Here is a 20,546-nt window from a genome sequence, read left to right as displayed (position 1 = left end):
TATTGGGCTGATATGTATACTTAGCACTGGTTTTACGGGGTGTCAACGCTTACATTTTTAAAAATGTACTAGTCAAATATATAAAGGCATTAAAATATTGTTCCCATCTACTAAATTAACTAAAAGACCCCTCATGTTAAGTACCTCTGGTAAAGTAGCTTTAAGTTAAATTGCGCCCTAATTCCTCTTCTCTAGTTTGTCCACAACGGTTAAAGTGGTACCTGCTTCCAGTTGATAAGAGCAGACACTAGATCATGCAGTCAATTCATGCCCATTACCTCAACAGTAACCTCATTTCCAATGTAAGAATACTCCATACTCCACCAAACTACCTCAGCGTTATTTTTTTAGCGCTTAATAAATAGGACTTTATTCTCTTCTTTTTTAGTATTACCTATTGGTAAGAGTAGTGATAAAATGGAATTATTGATATAAAAAAGGAGATTATGATGAGAAATCATAGAGGCTTCCATGAGGAAATTCAGCAACAACAAAAACTTTATCCAACATCACATCGCATTCAACCGGTCAGCCCAAAAGAATATGCAGAGGTTTTGACTTTACATACGGCAAAACAACTGAGCGAGACATTTCAAACACTTGTGGAACAAGATCAATATGAACAAGCGATTCAGCTGAGCGAGAAGATTGCTTCTCAGCTTGGACAACATACGAATTTTTCATTACCACTTTCCACAGTGCTTTATAGTTTAAATGAAATGGAACTTCCTATTTCAGAGGAATTTTCTCTCCACCGTCTGAAACTGTTGGGAAATCATCAAACTCATGATAACTTTTTCAAAGCATTAAAACACGAGATGTTAACGGCGGATCGGGTAGACTTTATGGTTAGTTTTACAAGGTGGTCTGGTGTTCAGCTTTTGATCTCTCCGCTTCAGGAGCTTGCTAAAAGACATGTCCCTGTACGCATCATTACATCTACCTATATGGGTATTACAGAACCGAAGGCGTTAAGACATCTTCTTCAATTTGAAAATGTTGAGTTGAGAATTGTAAATGAATATAAAAAATCTTTCCATACGAAAGCATACTTATTTGAACGCTGTTCTGGACAGCATAGTGTCATTGTAGGATCTTCAAATCTATCACAAGCTGCACTTACGACAGGGTATGAGTTAAATGTTAGACTACCCGAAACCAGATATCTTCCTGTTTATCAACAAACAAAAGATTTGTTTGACACGGTTTGGAATGAAAAGACACAGCCTGTTGACGAACAATTTTTACAAGCCTATGAGGAATTCCAAGCAGGAAGCCAAAAGGTAAGTGCTTCTTTTGCTGCTCAAAACTCTCTTTACAAAACGAAAATGTCCCCGAATGCCATGCAAAAGGAAGCGTTACGAAACCTTAAAAAAACAAGAAACGAAGGGGAGACAAAAGCAGTCATCATCGCCGCCACTGGAACCGGAAAAACATTTTTAGCAGCATTTGATTTTGAGCAATTTAAACCAAATAAATATCTTTTTCTTGCCCACCGGGAAGAATTACTTACAAAAGCAATCGAAACATTTCAGAAAGTCACCAATAATCATGAAGATTTTGGTTTATTGACTGGAACGAAAAAAGAAAGAGATAAACGTTTTCTATTTAGCACAGTACAAACGCTACATAAAAAAGAAACGTTGGAATCCTTTTCAACAGATGAATTTGACTACATTGTGATTGATGAATTCCATCATGCAGAAGCATCTACCTATCAAGCTGTATTAAACTACTTTACACCAAAGTTTTTATTAGGTTTAACTGCAACTCCAGAGCGCCTTGACGGTAAAGACGTCCTTCAGATTTGTGATCATAATGTTGTTTACGAAATTAGACTCCGCGATGCTCTAAAGGCAGAGCTACTTGCGCCATTTCACTATTTTGGAATTTCAGATCATACTGTAGATTACGAAAAAGTAAAAGTGAAAAATGGGCTGTACGAAGAGAAATCGCTAGTAAATCATTTAAAAACTCATAAACGAGTAGAATATATCATCAAGATGATCAACATGTATGGATTCCACGGCGAGAAAATGGTTGGCTTAGGTTTCTGTACAAACGTCGAACACGCAATATACATGAGTGATGAATTTAACAAATTGGGATTTTATACAACTTACTTAACAGGAAATGATTCTCCTGCAAAAAGACAAGAGGTCATTCGTCAACTAGAGGACCCTCACCACAGTTTAGAAATTATATTTACAGTAGATATTTTCAACGAAGGAATAGATATTCCAAAGCTCAATCTACTATTGTTCCTTAGACCAACAGAATCACCAACGATTTTCATTCAGCAATTAGGACGGGGACTTAGAAAAACTGACGACAAAGAGTTTGTAACGATACTGGATTTTATCGGAAACTATCAAAAGTCATTCGTTATTCCACTCGCACTATCTGGACAAACAAGCCAAAAATCGTTTGATAAAGATTCCCTCCGAGTGGCCGTGACGCATGAGTTTTCAGATTTACCTGGAGGATCTTATGTTGACCTTTCAGCCGTAACGAAGAAAGAAATTTTAAATAAGATCGATCATATTAAACTAAATTCAGATGCCATGCTGAAAACGTTATACAAGCAATTTAAACAAGAGCTAGGACGCTCTCCAGAATTAATTGATTTTCTATACTCTGAACAGGCACCTGGGCTTACCTTTTTTATAAAGAAATACAAATCGTGGGTACAGACCAAAAAGAAAATGGACGATTTGAATGTTACAGATGAAGGGATTCTCAATAACCCCTTGGTTGTAGGGATAGTAGCAAAATTAGAACAGCAATTACCTATTAAATGGCCTTATGAATGGTTAATTTTACAGAGCGGTTTTCACAAAAATATCATCACAATAGAAGATGTAAAAGAATCGTTAGAAAAACAGTTTCATATTCAAATCACAACAGATACACATGATGACCTCATTCAGCGAGCAATGGAGCGTTTAACGAAATCAGATCAAAAACAGAATTGGCGCTTTGGTACATTACAAGGTGATACATTCAAGTTAGATCCAGAAGTGAGCGAGATTTTAAACGATCCATTATTCGGACCGTATATTAAGGAGCGCGTCCACTATGGACTGATTGAATTTAGACGTATGAACAATATAGAAGCCCTTGCTTCAAAAGAGATTAAGCTAACATTGTATCAGACCTATACAAGAAATGAGCTCATTTATCTTTTTCAGTCAACTGATCAGGAAGGGACTTGGCGAGAGGGCTTAAAAAGAGTCAAAAATCAGTATTTAATTTTTGTCACTCTTAATAAATCAGAGGATGTTGAAGACCATCTACTTTACAAGGATTATTTTATTGATCCTAGTCACTTTCATTGGCAAAGTCCTAACCATACCTCTCATGAAACTAAGGGTGGTCAAAGTATAACTCATCATAAACAAAAAGATTATTGTTATCATTTGTTTGTAAGGAAATGCAAGAAAATGCATAAAATCACCTTGCCATTTACTTATTTAGGAGAGGTAGACTATGTATCAAGCCACGGAGACAAGCCAATGAATGTCAAATGGAAGCTCCATCAGCCTGTCCCAGAAAACTTGTATGTGGATTTAACGAATTAAAGCAGATACGGTCGGAAGATCAGCGGGTGCCCACTCTAGTGATTCTAGCTCACGTATAGGCACCCATCTGAATTCCGCATGCTCTTTTGCTACCGGCTCTCCTGATACAATCTTCGCTTTTATTGAAATTAAATTGACGATGACCTTCTCATATTCATGATGAATATCGGCTATCACATCGCCCGCAACAATTTTACAGTCAAGTTCCTCTTCAATTTCTCTTACAAGTGCTTCCCGAGCATTCTCTCCTTCTTCAAGCTTTCCACCAGGAAACTCCCACAGATTAGGAAGAGACATTGTTGGAGAACGTAGAGCACATAGAATTTCATTGTTTTCATTTTGTATAACTGCGGCGGCTACTTTTATTGTTTTTTTCAAAATTAAACTTCCTTTCGTTTTTTCATAGGTATGTATTCAAATTTTTGTTTTTAATTTTATACTATTCACTACAAATGATAGAGGTTGAGTCCATCATAATTCAATTAGTTTATTAAAAGCAATAGAAGGTCATTCTCCTAATTAGCAAGAAAAAAGCACCCTCCAAACTGGAGTAGGTGCTTTTTCACTTCACTCCCCAAACAGCCTCCCCATCACCGCTCAGCACACTAAACGTCACAACTTCTTTCTCTCTCGCTGAGTCCCATTCTTTCAGGAAGACGCCGTCATAATTTGTGCCGTTCAGGTTGATTCGGGCTTTGCTGCTGTCCGTTATTGTCCAGGTTCCGGTCATTTCCCCGGAAATGGTGCCGTCGTTGTTAAGCCGGATGTTTTTTGGGGTTTTGATCGTAGCTGTAATGTCTTTTCCGTGCTGGATGAGTTTGTAGGTTCCGGATGCGGCGGCCGCCGATATGTGTGTATCCGGTTCTCCCGCATAGCGGTATGGCGCTGCAACGGGCCATCCGTCTTTGTTCATGTACAGCCGATGCACTCTGACTTCGTGCTCTTCGCCTCTGTTCGGGAAACGGGTGTGGAAAATGAGGTATGATCGTTTCGTTTTCCCGTCGTAAAACACGGAGTTGTGTCCCGGCGATACGTAGCCCGTGCCTTTTTCAGATTGTGAGGCGAAGCTGTAGCCGCCCATGAGTTTGACCCCGTACGGTTCAATTGCTTTGTCGTCAAAGAAACTGCCGTCTTTTCCTTTGGCATCAAGCATGTTATGGCCTGCGGCGTCATAGTACGGACCGTCCGGATTTTTAGAGCGCGCCACACGCATATGATAACCGCCGGCTGCGTCAAGTCCGCCGAATGACAGATACAGATAGTAATATTTCGTTTCCGGATTGTAGCTGATGTACGGGCCTTCGATTCTGCTGTGATTTCCGCCGAGCAGTTTTTTTCCGTAGCCTTGGTTCGGGAGCGGGAAACCGGTTTTCGGATTCATTTCCATTATGAAAATCCCGCCGGAGTAAGAGCCGTACACCATCCAGAGCTTGCCTTTATGGTCAAAAAACGTTTGCGGATCTACGACGTTCGGGTGAACGTTTGCATTATACGTCGTGCCGTCTTCGCTTTTTCCTTCCATGCCCGATTTCAAAAAGATGCCTTTGTTTTTGTAGGGTCCTTCGATCTTGTCACTCACGGCGACACCGAGAGCGGATCGCGGCGAGTCTCCTTTACAGGCGTTATAGTACATGTAATATTTCCCGTCAGACAGCTGGGCGACGTCCGGCGCCCACAGCGTATCAGACTGGGCCCAGTCGAATGTCTCTTTTAATTCGGTGTAGACGTTCGGGATCAGGGGATTATTGGGATTGACGCTTGAAGACATCTGCTGCCACTGCATCAGGTTTTTCGACTTGGCGGAAGCCAAATGCGAGCCGAATACATAATATGTATCGCCTGTTTTGATGACGGACGGATCATGCACGCTGACCTCTGAAAAAACCGGATGCTGGGCTTTTGCCTGCGGCAGAGTGAACCCGATGACCGCTGCTGAGACCAGGCACACACGAAAGAAACTGGTTTTCATTTTCTGAAATCTCCTCGCTCTCTTCTTTTCTTAAAACGCTTTCAAGACAACGCTCCATTTTATGATGCGGATGGCGGAAATATGTGATCAACAGCGCCGGCTTCGCGATGTACCGCTTTACTTCGATAACAATCTGATTTGTGAAAGACTGGAAAAAAAGTTTTGACTTCTGATTCGCAAACACTTAATATAAAAAACAGTTACTAGTTATCAGAATATTTAAGAATTGAGTGAAGCATATATGACCTTACACAAAGACCGCCGCATCGGGCGACTGTCCGTCCTTCTTCTGCTTCATGAGACTGAAGAAAACCAGCAGATCAGCCGGCTGGAACGGGACGGCTGGAAAGTCTGTCTCGGCAGGGTGGGTTCAATGGATGCGCATAAGGTGGTAGCCGCAATTGAAACCGCTTCCAAAAAGAGCGGCGTCATTCAATCTGAGGGTTATCGCGAATCACATGCGCTGTATCATGCCACAATGGAAGCTTTGCACGGAGTGACGCGGGGCGAAATGCTGCTTGGCTCGCTGCTTCGTACCGTGGGCCTGAAGTTTGCCGTCTTGCGGGGAAATCCGTATGAAAGCGAGGCGGAAGGCGATTGGATCGCCGTTTCACTTTACGGCACGATCGGGGCTCCGATTAAGGGGCTTGAGCACGAAACATTCGGAGTCGGAATTAATCACATATGAATCAGCCCATAGATTTCAGATGATAGGGGGCTATGCGTGAAATATCATTTTCATGGCATAGCTCCTTTTTGTATGGGCGCTTTACCAAAGTAAAGGAAAAGGGGTTGAAATGATGGTGACGTTAGACGGTTCCTCACTGACAACCGCAGATGCCCAGCGTGTGCTGTTTGATTTTGAAGAGGTTCAAGCATCTGCCGAAAGCATGGAACGCGTGAAAAAAAGCAGGGCGGCGGTTGAACGGATCGTTCAAGAAGAGAAGACCATTTACGGGATTACGACGGGATTCGGCAAGTTCAGCGATGTGCTGATTCAAAAAGAAGACGCCGCGGATCTGCAGCTGAATCTGATTCTTTCTCACGCGTGCGGCGTCGGTGATCCGTTTCCGGAATCTGTATCGCGGGCCATGCTGCTTTTGCGAGCCAATGCCTTGCTGAAAGGCTTTTCCGGCGTGCGGACTGAGCTGATTGATCAACTGCTCGCGTATCTCAATCATCGCATTCACCCGGTCATCCCGCAGCAAGGGTCACTGGGGGCGAGCGGGGATTTGGCGCCGCTTTCTCATCTCGCACTGGCGCTTATCGGTCAAGGCGAAGTCTTTTACGAAGGGGCCCGGATGCCGACAGCTCATGCTTTAGAACAGACAAACCTTCAGCCGGCCGTCCTGACCTCTAAGGAAGGACTCGCGCTGATCAACGGAACGCAGGCCATGACCGCGATGGGGCTGATCGCTTACCTCGAAGCCGAAAAGCTGGCCTATCAGTCGGAACGGATCGCGAGCTTAACGATCGAAGGCCTTCAGGGTATTATCGATGCGTTTGACGAGGACATTCATGCCGCCCGCGGTTATCAGGAACAGATGGATGTCGCAGAGCGAATCCGCTATTACTTGTCAGACAGCAAGCTGACGACCGTCCAAGGGGAGCTGCGTGTCCAGGACGCCTATTCGATCCGCTGTATTCCTCAAGTCCACGGCGCATCATGGCAGACATTAGCGTATGTAAAAGAAAAATTAGAAATTGAGATGAATGCCGCGACAGATAACCCGCTCATTTTCGAAGACGGCGCCAAAATCATCTCAGGCGGAAACTTTCACGGACAGCCGATCGCCTTTGCCATGGATTTTCTCAAAGTGGCGGCGGCCGAGCTTGCGAATATTTCTGAACGCCGGATCGAACGGCTTGTGAATCCGCAGCTGAATGACCTGCCGCCCTTTCTGAGCCCTCAGCCCGGCTTACAATCCGGAGCGATGATCATGCAATATGCGGCGGCCTCCCTCGTGTCAGAAAATAAAACCCTGGCCCATCCCGCCAGTGTCGATTCCATTCCTTCATCGGCAAACCAGGAGGATCACGTCAGCATGGGAACCATCGCCTCAAGGCACGCCTACCAGATCATTGCGAATACGAGACGGGTGCTTGCCGTTGAAGCTATTTGCGCGCTGCAGGCCGTGGAGTACCGGGGTGCGGAACATTGCGCCTCGTACACAAAACAGCTCTATCACGAAATGAGAAACATCGTGCCGTCCATACAAGAAGACCGCGTGTTTTCTTATGACATCGAGCATCTGAGTGACTGGCTGAAGAAGGAGTCTTTTCTGCCGAATGAGCATCACCACAAACTGATGACCAATGAAGGGGGACTTACAAGATGACTGATGTAAAGAAATCAATCCGCGCCGGCCGCGGCACCGAACTTGAATGCTTAGGATGGGAGCAGGAAGCCGTGCTCCGCATGCTCCGAAACAACCTTGACCCGGAGGTTGCCGAAAAGCCGGAGGATCTGATCGTATACGGCGGCATAGGCAAGGCCGCACGAAACTGGGATGCTTTTCACGCGATTGAGCGTTCCCTCAAAATGTTAAAAGATGATGAAACACTGCTGATCCAATCCGGAAAACCGGTCGGATTGTTCCGCACGCACAGCCGCGCGCCCCGCGTCCTGCTAGCCAATTCGGTTCTCGTGCCGAAATGGGCGGATTGGGAGCATTTCCATGACCTTGAGAAAAAAGGGCTGATGATGTATGGGCAGATGACGGCTGGCAGCTGGATTTATATCGGCTCACAAGGTATTCTGCAGGGCACCTATGAAACCTTTGCGGAGCTTGCGAGACAGCATTTCGGCGGCAGTCTGAAAGGAACCCTTACGCTGACGGCCGGACTTGGCGGAATGGGAGGCGCCCAGCCGCTGTCCGTCACGATGAATGATGGCGTCGTCATCGCCGTTGAAGCGGATGAAACACGGATTGATAAACGGATGGAAACAAACTATTGCGACCGTAAAACCGCATCAATTGACGAAGCGCTGCGCTGGGCCGAAGCAGCCAGACAAGCCGGAGAACCTTTATCGATCGGCCTTCTCGGTAATGCGGCTGAGGTGCATCATGAGCTTTTGAACCGCGGCGTCCATATTGACATCGTGACCGATCAGACTTCCGCTCACGACCCGCTGATCGGCTATATTCCGGCAGGATACTCACTTGAAGAGGCCGACCGCCTGCGCCGGGATCAGGCTGAATTATACGTAAGGCTTTCCAAGCAGAGTATGAAAAAGCATGTGGAAGCCATGCTCGCCTTCAAGAAAAAAGGTGCCGTCGTCTTTGATTACGGCAACAATATCCGCCAGGCTGCCAAAGATGAGGGTCTCGCCGATGCTTTTGATTTTCCGGGATTCGTTCCCGCCTACATCCGGCCTTTATTTTGTGAAGGAAAAGGGCCGTTCCGCTGGGCCGCGCTGTCGGGTGACCCTGAAGATATATACCGCACGGACGCTTTATTAAAAGAGCTGTTTCCAGAAAATCAAGCCCTTCACCGCTGGATTGACATGGCACAGAAAAAAGTCACATTCCAAGGCCTGCCGTCCCGTATTTGCTGGCTCGGCTACGGTGAACGGGAAAAGATGGGGCTCGCCATCAATGAATTGGTCAGAAACGGCGAGCTGAAAGCCCCGATCGTCATCGGAAGAGACCATTTAGACTGCGGATCTGTCGCCTCTCCGAATCGGGAAACAGAAGCGATGAAAGACGGCAGCGACGCGGTCGGCGATTGGGCGGTGCTGAACGCGCTGATCAACACGGCCTCAGGCGCAAGCTGGGTTTCTTTTCACCACGGCGGGGGCGTCGGCATGGGGTATTCCCTTCATGCGGGAATGGTCGCGGTCGCTGACGGCAGCATCCTTGCGGAACAACGGCTTTCCCGCGTTCTGACAAGCGATCCGGGAATGGGCATCATCCGCCATGCAGACGCAGGTTATGAAAAAGCGGCTCAAGTCGCCGAGGAACAAGACATTATGATACCGATGAAAAAGGAGCGGTAACATGCCGAAACAAATAGATACCATACTCACCAACATCGGCCAGCTGCTGACGATGGAATCCGGCGGCCCCCGATCAGGCGGAAGCATGCAGAATCTTCGTGTCACGGAAGATGCTGTCATCGGCATTTCCGACGGGCGCATTGTTTTTGCCGGACATCAAGGAGCGGAGGAAGGATACGAGGCAAGAGACATCATCGACTGCGGGGGACGGCTCGTCACCCCCGGCCTCGTCGATCCCCATACCCATCTTGTATTCGGGGGGTCCCGGGAAAAAGAACTGAATTTAAAAATTCAGGGCATGTCCTATTTGGATATTTTGGCGCAAGGCGGCGGTATTTTGTCAACGGTCAAAGACACGAAAGCCGCTTCCGAAGAAGAACTGATTGAAAAAGGGCTTTTTCACCTCGGACGCATGCTGTCATACGGCATCACGACGGCAGAAGTAAAAAGCGGCTACGGACTCGACAAAGACACGGAGCTGAAACAGCTGACCGCGGCGAAAAAACTGGGCGAACGCCAGCCGGTCGACCTTGTCACAACTTTTATGGGGGCACACGCCATTCCGCCTGAGTACCGGAACAGCCCTGACGAATTTCTGAATCGCATGCTGCAGCTTTTGCCTGAAATAAAAGAAAAAGGCCTCGCGCAATTTGCCGATATTTTCACAGAAACAGGCGTCTTTACCGTCAGCCAGTCGCGGGACTACCTGAAAAAGGCGTCTGAAGCTGGTTTCGGCCTGAAAATCCATGCTGATGAGATTGACCCGCTCGGCGGCGCGGAATTGGCGGCAGAACTGCATGCTGTTTCTGCCGATCATTTGGTGGGGGCGTCTGCCGAAGGCATCGAAAAACTAGCGGAGTCCGGAACAATCGCCGTCCTGCTGCCGGGCACAACTTTCTATCTCGGCAAACACACTTATGCGAGAGCCCGGGAGATGATTGATGCGGGCGTACGGGTCAGTTTGGCGACTGACTTCAACCCGGGCAGCTCACCGACGGAAAATCTCCAGCTCATTATGTCGATTGCCGCGCTTCATTTAAAAATGACCGCAGAAGAAATCTGGCACGCTGTCACCGTTAATGCCGCGTATGCGATCGGAAAAGGCGAAGAGGCCGGACAAATTAAAGCCGGACGGGCGGCTGACATTGTCATTTGGGAAGCGCCGAATTACATGTATATCCCGTATCATTACGGCGTCAATCATGTACACCGTGTCATCAAGAACGGAAAGACGGTTGTCTCAAGGGAGGGAGCCGCTCTTGGATAAGTATCCGTTTCTGCAAAAAGCCGGCTCCCTCTTCAACGACCGCCATGTGACAAGGATCGGCGATGTGACGGAAGCGTGGGCGGGACAAACGATCAAAGGGCCGGCTTTGATCGGCGTTCCGCTTTCTAAGTCGTCAATCAGCCATTCCGGCGCCTGCTTTGCACCCGGTGCGATCCGCCGGGCGCTCGGCGGGATTTCCGCTTATTCCGCGGAGCTGCGGGAGCATGTCATTAACCATCTGTACGATATCGGCGATATTCAGATTCACGTCACGGATGTCGTTAAATCTCATGAACACATTTATCGGACCATTCATGACATTCTGACGGACCAGCCTGACTGGGTGCCCGTCATTCTCGGCGGCGACAACTCCATCAGTTATTCCACCATTAAAGCCATTGCGGAAACGAAAGGAACAACGGCCGTGTTTCAATTCGATGCCCACCACGACGTCCGCAACACAGAAGACGGAGGACCGACAAACGGCACGCCATTCCGCCGGCTGTTAGATGAAAATATCATAAGCGGACAAAACCTGATTCAGCTTGGGATCAGGGAGTTCAGCAACAGCTCGGCATACGAACAATATGTAAAAGAACGGCAGGCAGACGTGCATACAATGGAAATGATCCGGGAGAAAGGGCTCCTCCGAACGATACAAGAGGTCTTGCCGGCCGTTCAAAAAAGAGCCGACGCCATCTTTATTTCGGTTGATATGGATGTGCTGGATCAAGCCCATGCGCCCGGCTGCCCCGCGATCGGCCCCGGAGGCCTGTATACCGAAGAACTGCTTCAGGCGGTCCGGTTTTTAGCCAGTGAGGCTGACATCTCGGGTATTGAGATCGTTGAGGTTGATCCGACACTTGATTTTCGCGATATGACAAGCCGGGCAGCCGCACACGTCATTTTACATGCATTAAAGGGATTTAGATTGTCACGTTAAAGTCAAATCCGGCACGCGTGCTCTCGGCTGCCGGAAGATTCTCACGCCACGCAAAAAGGGGGAGATCACGATGGATGTTGATCAAGGCGGCAATCAACTAAAGCGCACGATGAAAAGCAGGCACTTATTTATGATTTCATTGGGAGGAGTCATCGGCACGGGGCTGTTTTTGAGCACAGGGTATACATTGAGCCAGGCCGGGCCGGGCGGGACGATCGCCGCTTACCTGATCGGGGGCTTGATGATGTATCTTGTCATGCAGTGTCTCGGAGAATTGTCAGTAGCCATGCCTGTGACCGGTTCATTTCAAACGTATGCGACAACGTTTATCGGGCCGTCCACGGGTTTTATGGTCGGTATCATGTATTGGGTGAATTGGGTGGTGACGGTAGGATCGGAGTTTACAGCTTCCGGTATCCTCATGCAGCGCTGGTTTCCCCACAGCAGCGTCTGGATGTGGAGCGCGATTTTCGCGGCTCTCCTTTTTGCCGCCAATGCATTCTCCGTTAAATTGTTTGCAGAAACAGAGTTTTGGTTTTCCAGCGTCAAAATCGTTACCATCCTTTTATTTATCATCTTAGGCGGCGCCGCGATGTTCGGTTTGATTTCATTGCACGGTTCGGGTGAAGCTCCGATGCTGTCGAATTTCACCTCGCACGGCGGACTGTTTCCGAACGGCTTTCTTGCGGTTTTCATTGCAATGATTTCCGTAAGCTTCGCCTTTTCAGGGACGGAGCTGATCGGAATTACAGCGGGTGAAACCGCCAATCCGGCAAAAGATATTCCGCGTTCGATCCGAAATGTCGCCTGGAGAACGGTCATCTTTTTTATCGGCGCCATTTTTGTGCTGTCCGGACTGATCTCCTGGAAGGAAGCCGGTGTGATTGAAAGTCCGTTTGTCGCGGTCTTTTCCCAAATCGGTATCCCATACGCCGCCGATATCATGAATTTCGTGATTTTAACGGCTTTGCTTTCGGTCGCCAACTCCGGACTGTATGCTTCCACCCGGATGCTGTGGTCTCTTGCGAATGAAAACATGATCAGCGCCCGGTTCAAAAAAGTCACGCCGAAAGGAATTCCGCTGAATGCTCTGCTCGCCAGCATGGCCGTTTCCTGCATATCCTTGATCTCAAGCATCGCCGCCCCGGGCACGGTCTACGTGGTGCTTGTGGCAATAGCCGGATTTGCCGGCGTCGTGGTGTGGATGAGCATCGCCCTGTCTCAGCTGTTATTTCGAAAACATTATGTGAAAAACGGCGGACGCGTCTCGGATCTGACCTTCCGCACACCGTTATACCCTCTCGTTCCGATCGCCGCTGTGATCTTATGTTTCGCTTCATGCGTAGGCCTTGCATTTGATCCCAATCAAAGAATCGCCCTCTTCTGCGGAATTCCTTGTATGATCCTGTGCTATCTCATTCGTTTTTTGAGAAAGAAACAGCCGAAACAATCCGTCCGTGACATTCATTTGGATAAAACCATGCCATAAAAAAAGGCACATACTGTTGAGGTATGTGCCTTTCTTGTCTTATTCCGTAATCAGCGTATGAATCAGTTTCGGCGCTTCCGCTTTTTCTGAGATGCGGATGTTGTCATAGACTTTGGCAGTCACGTCGTCAACGTTTTCGCGGTTGGCGTAAAGGGTAACGAGCGGCTCGCCTTTTTCGACGTTGTCACCGACTTTTTTGCGAAGCATAATGCCGACGGCAAGATCGATTTCGTCCTCTTTTGTCGCACGTCCCGCGCCCAACAGCATCGCTGCGACGCCGATTTCGTCAGCGACGATTTCTGAAACGACACCCGCTTCTTTTGCCGGAACGTCAATTTTGTACGCCGCCTGCGGAAGTTTGGACGGATCGTCAACGACAGAAGCATCTCCTCCCTGATTGCTCAGGAACTCTTTGAACTTTTCAAGCGCTTTGCCGTTTTTCATGACTTCCTGCAGCTTCGTTCTCGCTTCTTCCAATGTCTCAGCTTTTTTCGCCAATACGACCATTTGGCTGCCGAGCGTGAGGACGAGTTCGTTTAAGTCTTCAGGCCCTTCCCCTCTTAATGTATCAATGGCTTCTTGTACTTCCAGGGCATTCCCGATCGCAAAACCGAGCGGCTGCGACATATCAGAAATCACGGCCATCGTCTGGCGGCCGACGTTGTTTCCGATGCGGACCATTGCTTTGGCGAGGTTCACGGCGTCTTCATCCGTTTTCATAAACGCGCCGGCTCCCGTTTTGACGTCAAGCACGATGGCATCTGCTCCGGCGGCGATTTTTTTACTCATAATTGAGCTTGCGATCAGCGGGATGGAGTTCACCGTACCCGTTACATCACGCAGCGCATACAGCTTTTTATCAGCAGGCGTCAAATTGCCGCTTTGTCCGATGACGGCTACTTTGTCGCGGTTCACAAGCTTGATGAATTCATCTTTTGATAATTCCACGTGAAAGCCTTCGATCGCTTCCAGCTTATCAATGGTTCCCCCCGTATGGCCGAGACCGCGGCCGGACATTTTAGCAACGGGAACGCCGAGCGCCGCGACGAGCGGTGCGAGTACGAGAGTTGTCGTGTCGCCGACCCCGCCCGTAGAGTGCTTGTCGACTTTAATGCCTTCAATGGCGGAGAGATCAATCGTTTCCCCTGAATTCACCATCGCCATTGTCAGATCGGCGCGCTCCTGATCTGTCATATCCTGAAAGTAAATCGCCATAGCCAGTGCGCTTGCCTGATAATCAGGGATGCTTCCGTCCGTGTATCCTTTTACGAAAAATTGAATTTCTTCTGTTGTCAGTTCTTTTCCATTTTGTTTTTTTACAATAAGATCTACCATTCTCATGATCTATCACCTGTCCTTCATTTATGTTCAGTGAATCAATCCGACGATCGCCGCTGTCAGGAAGCTGACGAGCGTTGCGCCGTACAGCAGCTTCAGCCCGAACCGCGCGACGACGTTTCCTTGTTTTTCATGCAGCCCTTTCACCGCACCGGTAATGATTCCGATAGAGGAGAAATTCGCGAATGAGACAAGGAATACAGATACCACTGCCTGTGTATGCGCACTGAAATGGAAATCGCCGGATGAGAGTGTCTGCATCGCCACAAATTCATTCGATACCATTTTCGTCGCCATAATGCTTCCGGCGCTCACCGCTTCATTCCACGGAATACCGGTTAAAAACGCAAACGGCGCGAATACATATCCGAGCAGCGCCTGGAATGTAATGCCGAAGACCGCATTAAAAACGCCGTTGACCAGAGCAATGAGTGCGACAAATCCGATCAGCATCGCCGCTACAACGACGGCGACTCTGAATCCATCCATTATATACTCACCGAGCACTTCAAAAAAGGATTGCTTTTCTTCTTCAGGAACGACGATCAAATCCTCTTCTTTGCTGACGGTGTACGGGTTGATGATAGAAGCGATGATAAATCCGCCGAATAAGTTCAGCACAAGCGCCGTCACGACGTATTCAGGCTTCAGCATCATCATGTAAGAACCGACGATCGACATTGAGACCGTCGACATTGCGGATGCGCAAAGCGTATATAAGCGCTGTTCAGTAAGATAACCGAGCTGTTTTTTCAAACTGATAAAGACTTCTGATTGCCCTAAAATCGCAGATGCGACAGCGTTGTAAGATTCGATTTTCCCCATTCCGTTCACCTTGCTTAACGCAAGACCGATATACTTCGTGATGAAGGGGAGGACCTTCCAATGCTGCAGAATTCCGATTAAAGCGGATATAAAGACGATCGGCAGAAGCACGCTCATGAAGAACGTCGTCTGTTTCGCATTCACAAGCCCGCCGAATACAAAGTTAATCCCTTCTGAGGCATATTCCAGCAAGTAGTTAAATCCTTTTGCAAAACCGCCGACAAGAAAATTCCCGATACCGGTGTTGAGGAGAATATAACCGAGAATCAGCTGCAGCACGAGCATGACGGCGATCGGCCGGATTCTGATTCTTTTTTTGCCGTTGCTGGCAAGCCAGGCAAGACCTAAAAACACAATGATTCCGATAATTCCGATGAGATACTTCATATGTGTTCTCCTTTTATTTGTATTCGCTTACAATTTTTTATGCATCAACAAAGAAAGAGGATGGCGGAAGCTTTCAGCTTCCGCACTGCTGATTAATAGTCGCTGCTGCCGCTGTCTCCGCCGCTCACGATAGAGACGCCCGCACTTGCGCCGATCCGGCTCGCGCCCGCAGCGATCATGCTGTCAACATCGGCTTTTGTTCTGATGCCGCCTGATGCTTTGACCCCGATGTCCGGTCCGACTGTTTTTCTCATGAGAGCGATATCTTCAGCCGTTGCCCCGCCTGTAGAAAAACCGGTAGACGTTTTGACGAAATCTGCGCCTGCGGATACCGCCAAGCGGCACGCGCGCTCTTTTTCTTCATCTGTCAAAAGGCATGTTTCGATGATCACCTTGACGAGCGCTTTTTTATCAGCTGCTTCAACTACCGCGCGGATATCAGCTTCAACCGCTTCATCATCGCCGTCTTTTAATGCGCCGATATTGATGACCATGTCAACCTCAGTTGCCCCTTTTGAGATGGCATCCTTTGTTTCAAATGCTTTTGTTTCCGATGTCGTTGCGCCGAGAGGAAATCCGATAACGGTGCAAACGTCAACTCCCGTGCCCTTCAGTTCCTCCGCTGCAAGTTTGACCCAAGTCGGGTTTACACAAACGGAAGCGAATTTATATTCTTTTGCTTCATTTATCAGTTGTAAAATATCCGCTTTTTGTGTATGCGGTTTCAAAGCAGTATGGTCTATTTGACTTGCAATTGACATTGTATGCACTTCCTTTTTCCTAGGATACGTTTAGAATAACCGAATTTTGAACATATGTAAATTGGTAATTGAAATTATGTTCATGAATTGTCACAATTCTTGAATGAGTTTTTTGGCCGTATGCTGATCGGTAATCAAAACGTTGGCGTACTTTCCTTTCAGGGCACCGTGAATGGCCTTGCATTTTCTGCTGCCGCCCGCCACCAGAATCGAACGCTCTTTCATTTTCAAGTCGCTGAGCTCGACTCCGATCGTCCGGCCGTTAATGCTGCTGCTGCAAATCCTGCCTTCCTCGTCAAAAAAGCGCGAACAAATATCGCCGACTCCGCGTGCTTTCAGCAATTGTTTCTCTTCTTCCCGGAAATAGCCGAGTCTGAAAAGCAGCGCCTCATCCCGGACGGTTCCGACCGTAAACAGGGCGATATTGGCTTGTCTGCCCATTTCAATGATCCGCTTAATATGTCTGTCCCGTTCGACCATCTGTTTCACATCGGCGCTGTCAAATATAACCGGCAGCGGCAAATACCTCGGCATGGTCTGAAATGCTTCGGCGAACAGCTGAATCGTTTCTGACGAGTACGTATTAACATTGGAATGACTGATGCCGCCTTTCAGCTGCACGACTTCAACGCTCTTTACCTGCTTCGGCTCCATGCGACTTGCGATCTGGTACATCGTCGTCCCCCAGCTTACGCCGAGTATATCGCCGTCCTTTACGGTTTTATGCATATAGTCTGCGCCATAGCGGCTTAAGTAATGTGTAATGGCCTGGTAATCGTCACTTGGAGAAAAGACGACGTGCGCCTCAAGCAGCCCGTATTTTTCTTCCAGCTTCGCGCCGAGTTCGTCCAGATCCTCAAACGGGTCCATGACGCGAATTTGAACATACCCTTTTTCCTTTGCGTACTGAAGCAGCCTTGAAACGGTGGGGCGTGACAGATCAAGCCGTTCGGCGATCTGCTGCTGGCTGTAATCTGATTGATAATATAGTTTTGCCGCTTCTATGCTGAGCTGCTGTTTTTCACGATCCATGTCGCGCCTCCCCTCTCCGCTTATCATATCACCAAAACACGCGGTAAAAAAGCACCCTCTGATGGGGTGCCTATTTTTTCAGCACAAGCTCCTGAATCGCATGCGCCACGCCGTGTTCGTTATTTGATTTCGTTTCAAAATCAGCAATCTCCCTTACTTCCGGGATGGCATTGGCCATTGCCACACCGCAGCCGGCCCACTGAATCATGGACATGTCGTTGCCGTTATCGCCGATTGCCATGACGTCTTTCTGTTCAATGCCGAGTTTTTCGGCCAGCAGCTTGACCGCGTTTCCTTTACTGACTTTCGGGTGAAGAATCTCATGGAAGAATGGCGCGCTTTTGACCATTGTGTATGTTTCCTTGAATGATTCCGGAATGGAAGCGACCGCTTTCTCCAACTTGTCCGGATCGTCAATGAACATGACTTTCGGAATCAGAATATCCTTCGGCACTTCATCGATCGTGCGGAAATGAAGCGGCACTTTCGTAATGTATGATTCGTATACCGTGTATTCACTGATATCCCGGTTCGGCGTGTACAGATTGGCTGTGTCAAAGTAATGCATCGGAGTATCCAGCTGTAAGCTCAGCTCGTAAAGCGACTTCAAATCCTCATAACCTAATGACTGCTCGGCCACGACACCGTTTGTATACGTATTTTGGACGAGTGCGCCGTTATAGGCAATCACAAAGTCGCCTTCTTCCTGTAAGTTCAGCTCTTCCAAATACCGACGCACGCCGCCGATCGGCCGGCCCGTGCACAGGACGATATTGACCCCTTCCGCTTTGGCGGCATCAAGCGCCCCGCGGACTTCAGCCGTCACTTCATGATGATCGTTTAGTAGTGTTCCGTCCATATCTATTGCGATTAACTTGTACATCCTGCATCTCCTTTGTATCCTTTTCTTCTTATGCTTTCATCATATCGTTTTTTCGTTTCAATGAAAAATCAAACGGACAAGTTTCTCCGCCTTCTCTTCGTAAACCGGGCCTGCCTCCGGATGCGGGGCCGTCTTTTCCCCTTGTCAGCTTGTTCGCCGCCGTCATCTGTTTTCTGCTTCAAGAGCATCAGCCCCGCCGCAAAGAAAGGGATGGCCGCTATGTCCAGAAGGGCAAGCTTTATTCCCATCGCTGCGGGAAAGTATGCCCATAATGAACGGCTGTTCCGCCTGATCATGATATAAGAAACGATTTCCAGCAGGATAAACAGAGCGTTCACCCACAAGTAAATGAGCAGCGCCGCAAACAGAAACAGCAGGAGCGTATTCCGCAGCGTGCCGGAAAACAGAAGAGCGCGCATCATATCAAAGAATGAAAAAGATTGCATGCTTCCGTTTACGACATTGGGATTGTAAATGGTAAAACGCCCGAACTGATCAAAAAGCATAAAAAATAACCATAACAGTGAAAACCATTGAATGATATGTACGATGACACCCGTCAAAACGAGTCTGTCGGCAGCCTTATTTCTCATGTGCATCCTCCCCGCCGGTTTTTATTCTTGTCATTGTTTTTGTTTCTCCGTATATCTTCCAAATGAGCGTATCGTTTTTTCCTCTTTTCAACGTGCTTTTGACGGGGTGCGGATGTCCGAGGTATTCAATCTCGATCGTCCCGTCCGTGTTCTGAGAGATCACCTTGTACACATCTGAGGGCATGGCAACCTCGCCGCGGCCTTGAATGACCTGCTTTGTCAGCACGCTGTCTTTCGTAAACGTGACGGTTTCAGATCTGACCCCGTCCATCGGGCCCGGTTTCAGCCCCGCATCCCATGTCCCGTAATAAAAAGGGGGTTCGTCTGCTTTCTTTTGCGAGCAGCCTGTTATCATGACGCATCCGAAAACAAGAACCGTCATGATGAAAATCCGTATGTTCCGCAACATGATCACCTTCCTTTGAAGCTTTTTTACGTCTGTAACTTAGGCGGATGCCGTGGCACTGTGCAATTGACTACATAGTGTATAAAGACTTCACTAGATAAGGAGAATGATGAATGAACCCATATCAGTACTACACCCCGCCTGCCTATTTCCCTCAGCAGCAGGAATACGAAGTGAACCGCGTTGAGTATGAGCCGTATCAGCAGCAGGAAAGCTATTATTATGCGCCCCCTCAGTCCGAAGAGCGGCAGCCGACAGGTTTAGAACGGAGAGTCGCCCAGCTTGAAAGACAAAACGCCGAGCAAACGAGAGAGCTCACCCGCCTCTCACAAGAAGACCAGCGCCAAAACCGGGAAATCACGCGTATGAATGAGCAGATCAGACGGCTGAGCCAGTCCATTGAAATCCATACCCGCCGCTTAAACCGTTTGAATCAGCGCCTGCGCGCAGTCGAAAACAGACTCAATATTCCTTTTCACGCTACAGAAGGCGGCTTCTGAGAAAAAGGGCCGGAATACAAAGCTCGACAGGCCATCCCGAGCCTTGTATTCCGCTCTGTACATAACAGGTAAATATTTGAATCCTTTTCTTGCATGAATGCCTCTCCTATTCTTTCACATGATAAATGTGTAAAATCAATCACTCCAGGAGGTTTTCATGATGTATCAAAACCAATACAGCGGAAATCAGCTGCAGCAATGCCGCCAAACAGCACAGCAGCTTATTCAGCAGACACAGCAAAGCAGTCAGCAGTACAAGCAAATGCTCCAGCAGGAACAGCAAAACATTCAAATGCTTCAGCAGATGCTTCACCATGAACAGCATGCCGTTCATACCATTCAGCAAGCGCTGCAGGGGCATGAAGCGGCCATTCAAAAATGCCAGCAAATCGTGAATGTGTGCAATCAGCTTCAGCAGGAAGTAAGCGGACACATGCCTGCACCGATGGCAAACGCTAATGTTTCTTCATTCCCGCAAACACAGCATCACACACCGTTTCAGCAGCATTCATACCAGCAATAGGCCGGTCATGCAAATGACAAAGCGCGAGATACCGGCTTTGTCATTTGTT

18 protein-coding genes are annotated in these 20,546 nt (G+C 48.0%); 9 read left to right on the top strand and 9 right to left on the bottom strand.

Annotation, left to right across the window (positions count from 1 at the left end; all coding sequences use genetic code 11):
- The first annotated feature begins 449 nt into the window (after positions 1-449).
- Positions 450-3,581, top strand: a complete 3,132-nt coding sequence (locus OTK50_RS13740) for a DUF3427 domain-containing protein (protein WP_239034010.1) — start codon at positions 450-452, stop codon at positions 3,579-3,581.
- Here OTK50_RS13740 and OTK50_RS13735 read toward each other — a convergent pair.
- Positions 3,570-3,959 carry a (deoxy)nucleoside triphosphate pyrophosphohydrolase gene (locus tag OTK50_RS13735; RefSeq protein WP_021494688.1) on the bottom strand — a complete coding sequence of 130 codons (390 nt, stop codon included), beginning with the start codon at positions 3,957-3,959 and terminating at the stop codon, positions 3,570-3,572. The genes OTK50_RS13740 and OTK50_RS13735 overlap by 12 nt on opposite strands.
- Positions 3,960-4,143: 184 nt before the next feature.
- The gene (locus OTK50_RS13730; RefSeq protein WP_266121907.1) at positions 4,144-5,550 is read right to left on the bottom strand and encodes a glycoside hydrolase family 43 protein; all 1,407 of its coding nucleotides are present in this window, start codon (positions 5,548-5,550) and stop codon (positions 4,144-4,146) included.
- Between the two features lie 241 nt (positions 5,551-5,791).
- Here OTK50_RS13730 and hutP point away from each other — a divergent pair, with 241 nt between their 5' ends.
- The 6 genes from hutP (at position 5,792) to OTK50_RS13700 (ending at position 13,249) form a co-directional block, all read left to right on the top strand.
- Positions 5,792-6,238: a hut operon transcriptional regulator HutP gene (gene hutP, locus OTK50_RS13725; RefSeq protein ID WP_004393292.1), complete on the top strand. Its 447-nt coding sequence runs from the start codon at positions 5,792-5,794 to the stop codon at positions 6,236-6,238.
- A 112-nt stretch (positions 6,239-6,350) separates the two neighbouring features.
- The gene (gene hutH / locus OTK50_RS13720; protein ID WP_038460422.1) at positions 6,351-7,889 is read left to right on the top strand and encodes a histidine ammonia-lyase; all 1,539 of its coding nucleotides are present in this window, start codon (positions 6,351-6,353) and stop codon (positions 7,887-7,889) included.
- Complete coding sequence (gene hutU, locus OTK50_RS13715) at positions 7,886-9,550, top strand: urocanate hydratase (RefSeq protein ID WP_038460425.1); 1,665 nt, start codon at positions 7,886-7,888, stop codon at positions 9,548-9,550. Before hutH ends, hutU begins: the two co-directional genes overlap by 4 nt.
- Position 9,551: 1 nt before the next feature.
- Positions 9,552-10,817 (top strand): imidazolonepropionase, encoded by a 1,266-nt coding sequence (gene hutI / locus OTK50_RS13710; protein ID WP_266121906.1) that lies wholly within the window; start codon positions 9,552-9,554, stop codon positions 10,815-10,817.
- A complete protein-coding gene (hutG, locus tag OTK50_RS13705) occupies positions 10,810-11,760 on the top strand; it encodes a formimidoylglutamase (RefSeq protein ID WP_038460430.1) in 951 nt (316 codons plus the stop codon). Before hutI ends, hutG begins: the two co-directional genes overlap by 8 nt.
- Before the next feature lie 70 nt (positions 11,761-11,830).
- The gene (locus tag OTK50_RS13700; RefSeq protein ID WP_007407815.1) at positions 11,831-13,249 is read left to right on the top strand and encodes an amino acid permease; all 1,419 of its coding nucleotides are present in this window, start codon (positions 11,831-11,833) and stop codon (positions 13,247-13,249) included.
- A 39-nt stretch (positions 13,250-13,288) separates the two neighbouring features.
- Here OTK50_RS13700 and OTK50_RS13695 read toward each other — a convergent pair whose 3' ends face one another.
- The 7 genes from OTK50_RS13695 to OTK50_RS13665 form a co-directional block, all read right to left on the bottom strand.
- A complete protein-coding gene (locus tag OTK50_RS13695; protein ID WP_007614811.1) occupies positions 13,289-14,590 on the bottom strand; it encodes a pyrimidine-nucleoside phosphorylase in 1,302 nt (433 codons plus the stop codon).
- Positions 14,591-14,617: 27 nt separating this feature from the next.
- Positions 14,618-15,799, bottom strand: coding sequence for a NupC/NupG family nucleoside CNT transporter (locus tag OTK50_RS13690; RefSeq protein ID WP_004393280.1), 1,182 nt, complete (start codon positions 15,797-15,799; stop codon positions 14,618-14,620).
- Between the two features lie 92 nt (positions 15,800-15,891).
- Positions 15,892-16,560, bottom strand: a complete 669-nt coding sequence (gene deoC, locus OTK50_RS13685) for a deoxyribose-phosphate aldolase (RefSeq protein WP_038460434.1) — start codon at positions 16,558-16,560, stop codon at positions 15,892-15,894.
- A gap of 90 nt (positions 16,561-16,650) precedes the next feature.
- Positions 16,651-17,592, bottom strand: coding sequence for a sugar-binding transcriptional regulator (locus tag OTK50_RS13680; RefSeq protein WP_007407818.1), 942 nt, complete (start codon positions 17,590-17,592; stop codon positions 16,651-16,653).
- A gap of 70 nt (positions 17,593-17,662) precedes the next feature.
- Complete coding sequence (gene yidA / locus OTK50_RS13675) at positions 17,663-18,475, bottom strand: sugar-phosphatase (RefSeq protein ID WP_094031410.1); 813 nt, start codon at positions 18,473-18,475, stop codon at positions 17,663-17,665.
- A gap of 68 nt (positions 18,476-18,543) precedes the next feature.
- Entirely contained in the window at positions 18,544-19,068 is a 525-nt protein-coding gene (locus OTK50_RS13670; protein WP_043020881.1) for a hypothetical protein, read from the bottom strand.
- On the bottom strand, positions 19,058-19,477 hold the full coding sequence (locus OTK50_RS13665; protein ID WP_025285528.1) for a DUF3255 family protein: 420 nt from the start codon (positions 19,475-19,477) through the stop codon (positions 19,058-19,060). Before OTK50_RS13665 ends, OTK50_RS13670 begins: the two co-directional genes overlap by 11 nt.
- Positions 19,478-19,587: 110 nt before the next feature.
- Between OTK50_RS13665 and OTK50_RS13660 the strand changes: the two genes are divergently transcribed.
- Both OTK50_RS13660 and OTK50_RS13655 read left to right on the top strand, forming a co-directional pair.
- Entirely contained in the window at positions 19,588-19,974 is a 387-nt protein-coding gene (locus OTK50_RS13660; protein ID WP_007407822.1) for a hypothetical protein, read from the top strand.
- 160 nt (positions 19,975-20,134) lie between these two features.
- A complete protein-coding gene (locus OTK50_RS13655; RefSeq protein ID WP_232518270.1) occupies positions 20,135-20,497 on the top strand; it encodes a hypothetical protein in 363 nt (120 codons plus the stop codon).
- Positions 20,498-20,546 lie beyond the last annotated feature (49 nt).

Origin of the sequence: Bacillus sp. NEAU-CP5 (genome assembly GCF_026420705.1) — a bacterium.
In the GTDB taxonomy this organism is placed as follows: domain Bacteria; phylum Bacillota; class Bacilli; order Bacillales; family Bacillaceae; genus Bacillus; species Bacillus velezensis.
This window is presented reverse-complemented; position numbering and strand designations above follow the sequence as displayed.

Excerpts from the sequence above, each read along its gene's own strand:
- hutH (WP_038460422.1), top strand. The coding sequence starts at position 6,351 with ATGGTGACGTTAGACGGTTCCTCACTGACAACCGCAGATGCCCAGCGT.
- OTK50_RS13690 (WP_004393280.1), bottom strand. The coding sequence starts at position 15,799 with ATGAAGTATCTCATCGGAATTATCGGAATCATTGTGTTTTTAGGTCTT.
- hutI (WP_266121906.1), top strand. The coding sequence starts at position 9,552 with ATGCCGAAACAAATAGATACCATACTCACCAACATCGGCCAGCTGCTG.
- deoC (WP_038460434.1), bottom strand. The coding sequence starts at position 16,560 with ATGTCAATTGCAAGTCAAATAGACCATACTGCTTTGAAACCGCATACA.
- OTK50_RS13665 (WP_025285528.1), bottom strand. The coding sequence starts at position 19,477 with ATGTTGCGGAACATACGGATTTTCATCATGACGGTTCTTGTTTTCGGA.
- OTK50_RS13730 (WP_266121907.1), bottom strand. The coding sequence starts at position 5,550 with ATGAAAACCAGTTTCTTTCGTGTGTGCCTGGTCTCAGCAGCGGTCATC.
- hutP (WP_004393292.1), top strand. The coding sequence starts at position 5,792 with ATGACCTTACACAAAGACCGCCGCATCGGGCGACTGTCCGTCCTTCTT.
- hutU (WP_038460425.1), top strand. The coding sequence starts at position 7,886 with ATGACTGATGTAAAGAAATCAATCCGCGCCGGCCGCGGCACCGAACTT.
- OTK50_RS13670 (WP_043020881.1), bottom strand. The coding sequence starts at position 19,068 with ATGAGAAATAAGGCTGCCGACAGACTCGTTTTGACGGGTGTCATCGTA.
- OTK50_RS13655 (WP_232518270.1), top strand. The coding sequence starts at position 20,135 with ATGTATCAAAACCAATACAGCGGAAATCAGCTGCAGCAATGCCGCCAA.
- yidA (WP_094031410.1), bottom strand. The coding sequence starts at position 18,475 with ATGTACAAGTTAATCGCAATAGATATGGACGGAACACTACTAAACGAT.
- OTK50_RS13695 (WP_007614811.1), bottom strand. The coding sequence starts at position 14,590 with ATGAGAATGGTAGATCTTATTGTAAAAAAACAAAATGGAAAAGAACTG.
- OTK50_RS13700 (WP_007407815.1), top strand. The coding sequence starts at position 11,831 with ATGGATGTTGATCAAGGCGGCAATCAACTAAAGCGCACGATGAAAAGC.
- OTK50_RS13740 (WP_239034010.1), top strand. The coding sequence starts at position 450 with ATGAGAAATCATAGAGGCTTCCATGAGGAAATTCAGCAACAACAAAAA.
- OTK50_RS13680 (WP_007407818.1), bottom strand. The coding sequence starts at position 17,592 with ATGGATCGTGAAAAACAGCAGCTCAGCATAGAAGCGGCAAAACTATAT.
- OTK50_RS13660 (WP_007407822.1), top strand. The coding sequence starts at position 19,588 with ATGAACCCATATCAGTACTACACCCCGCCTGCCTATTTCCCTCAGCAG.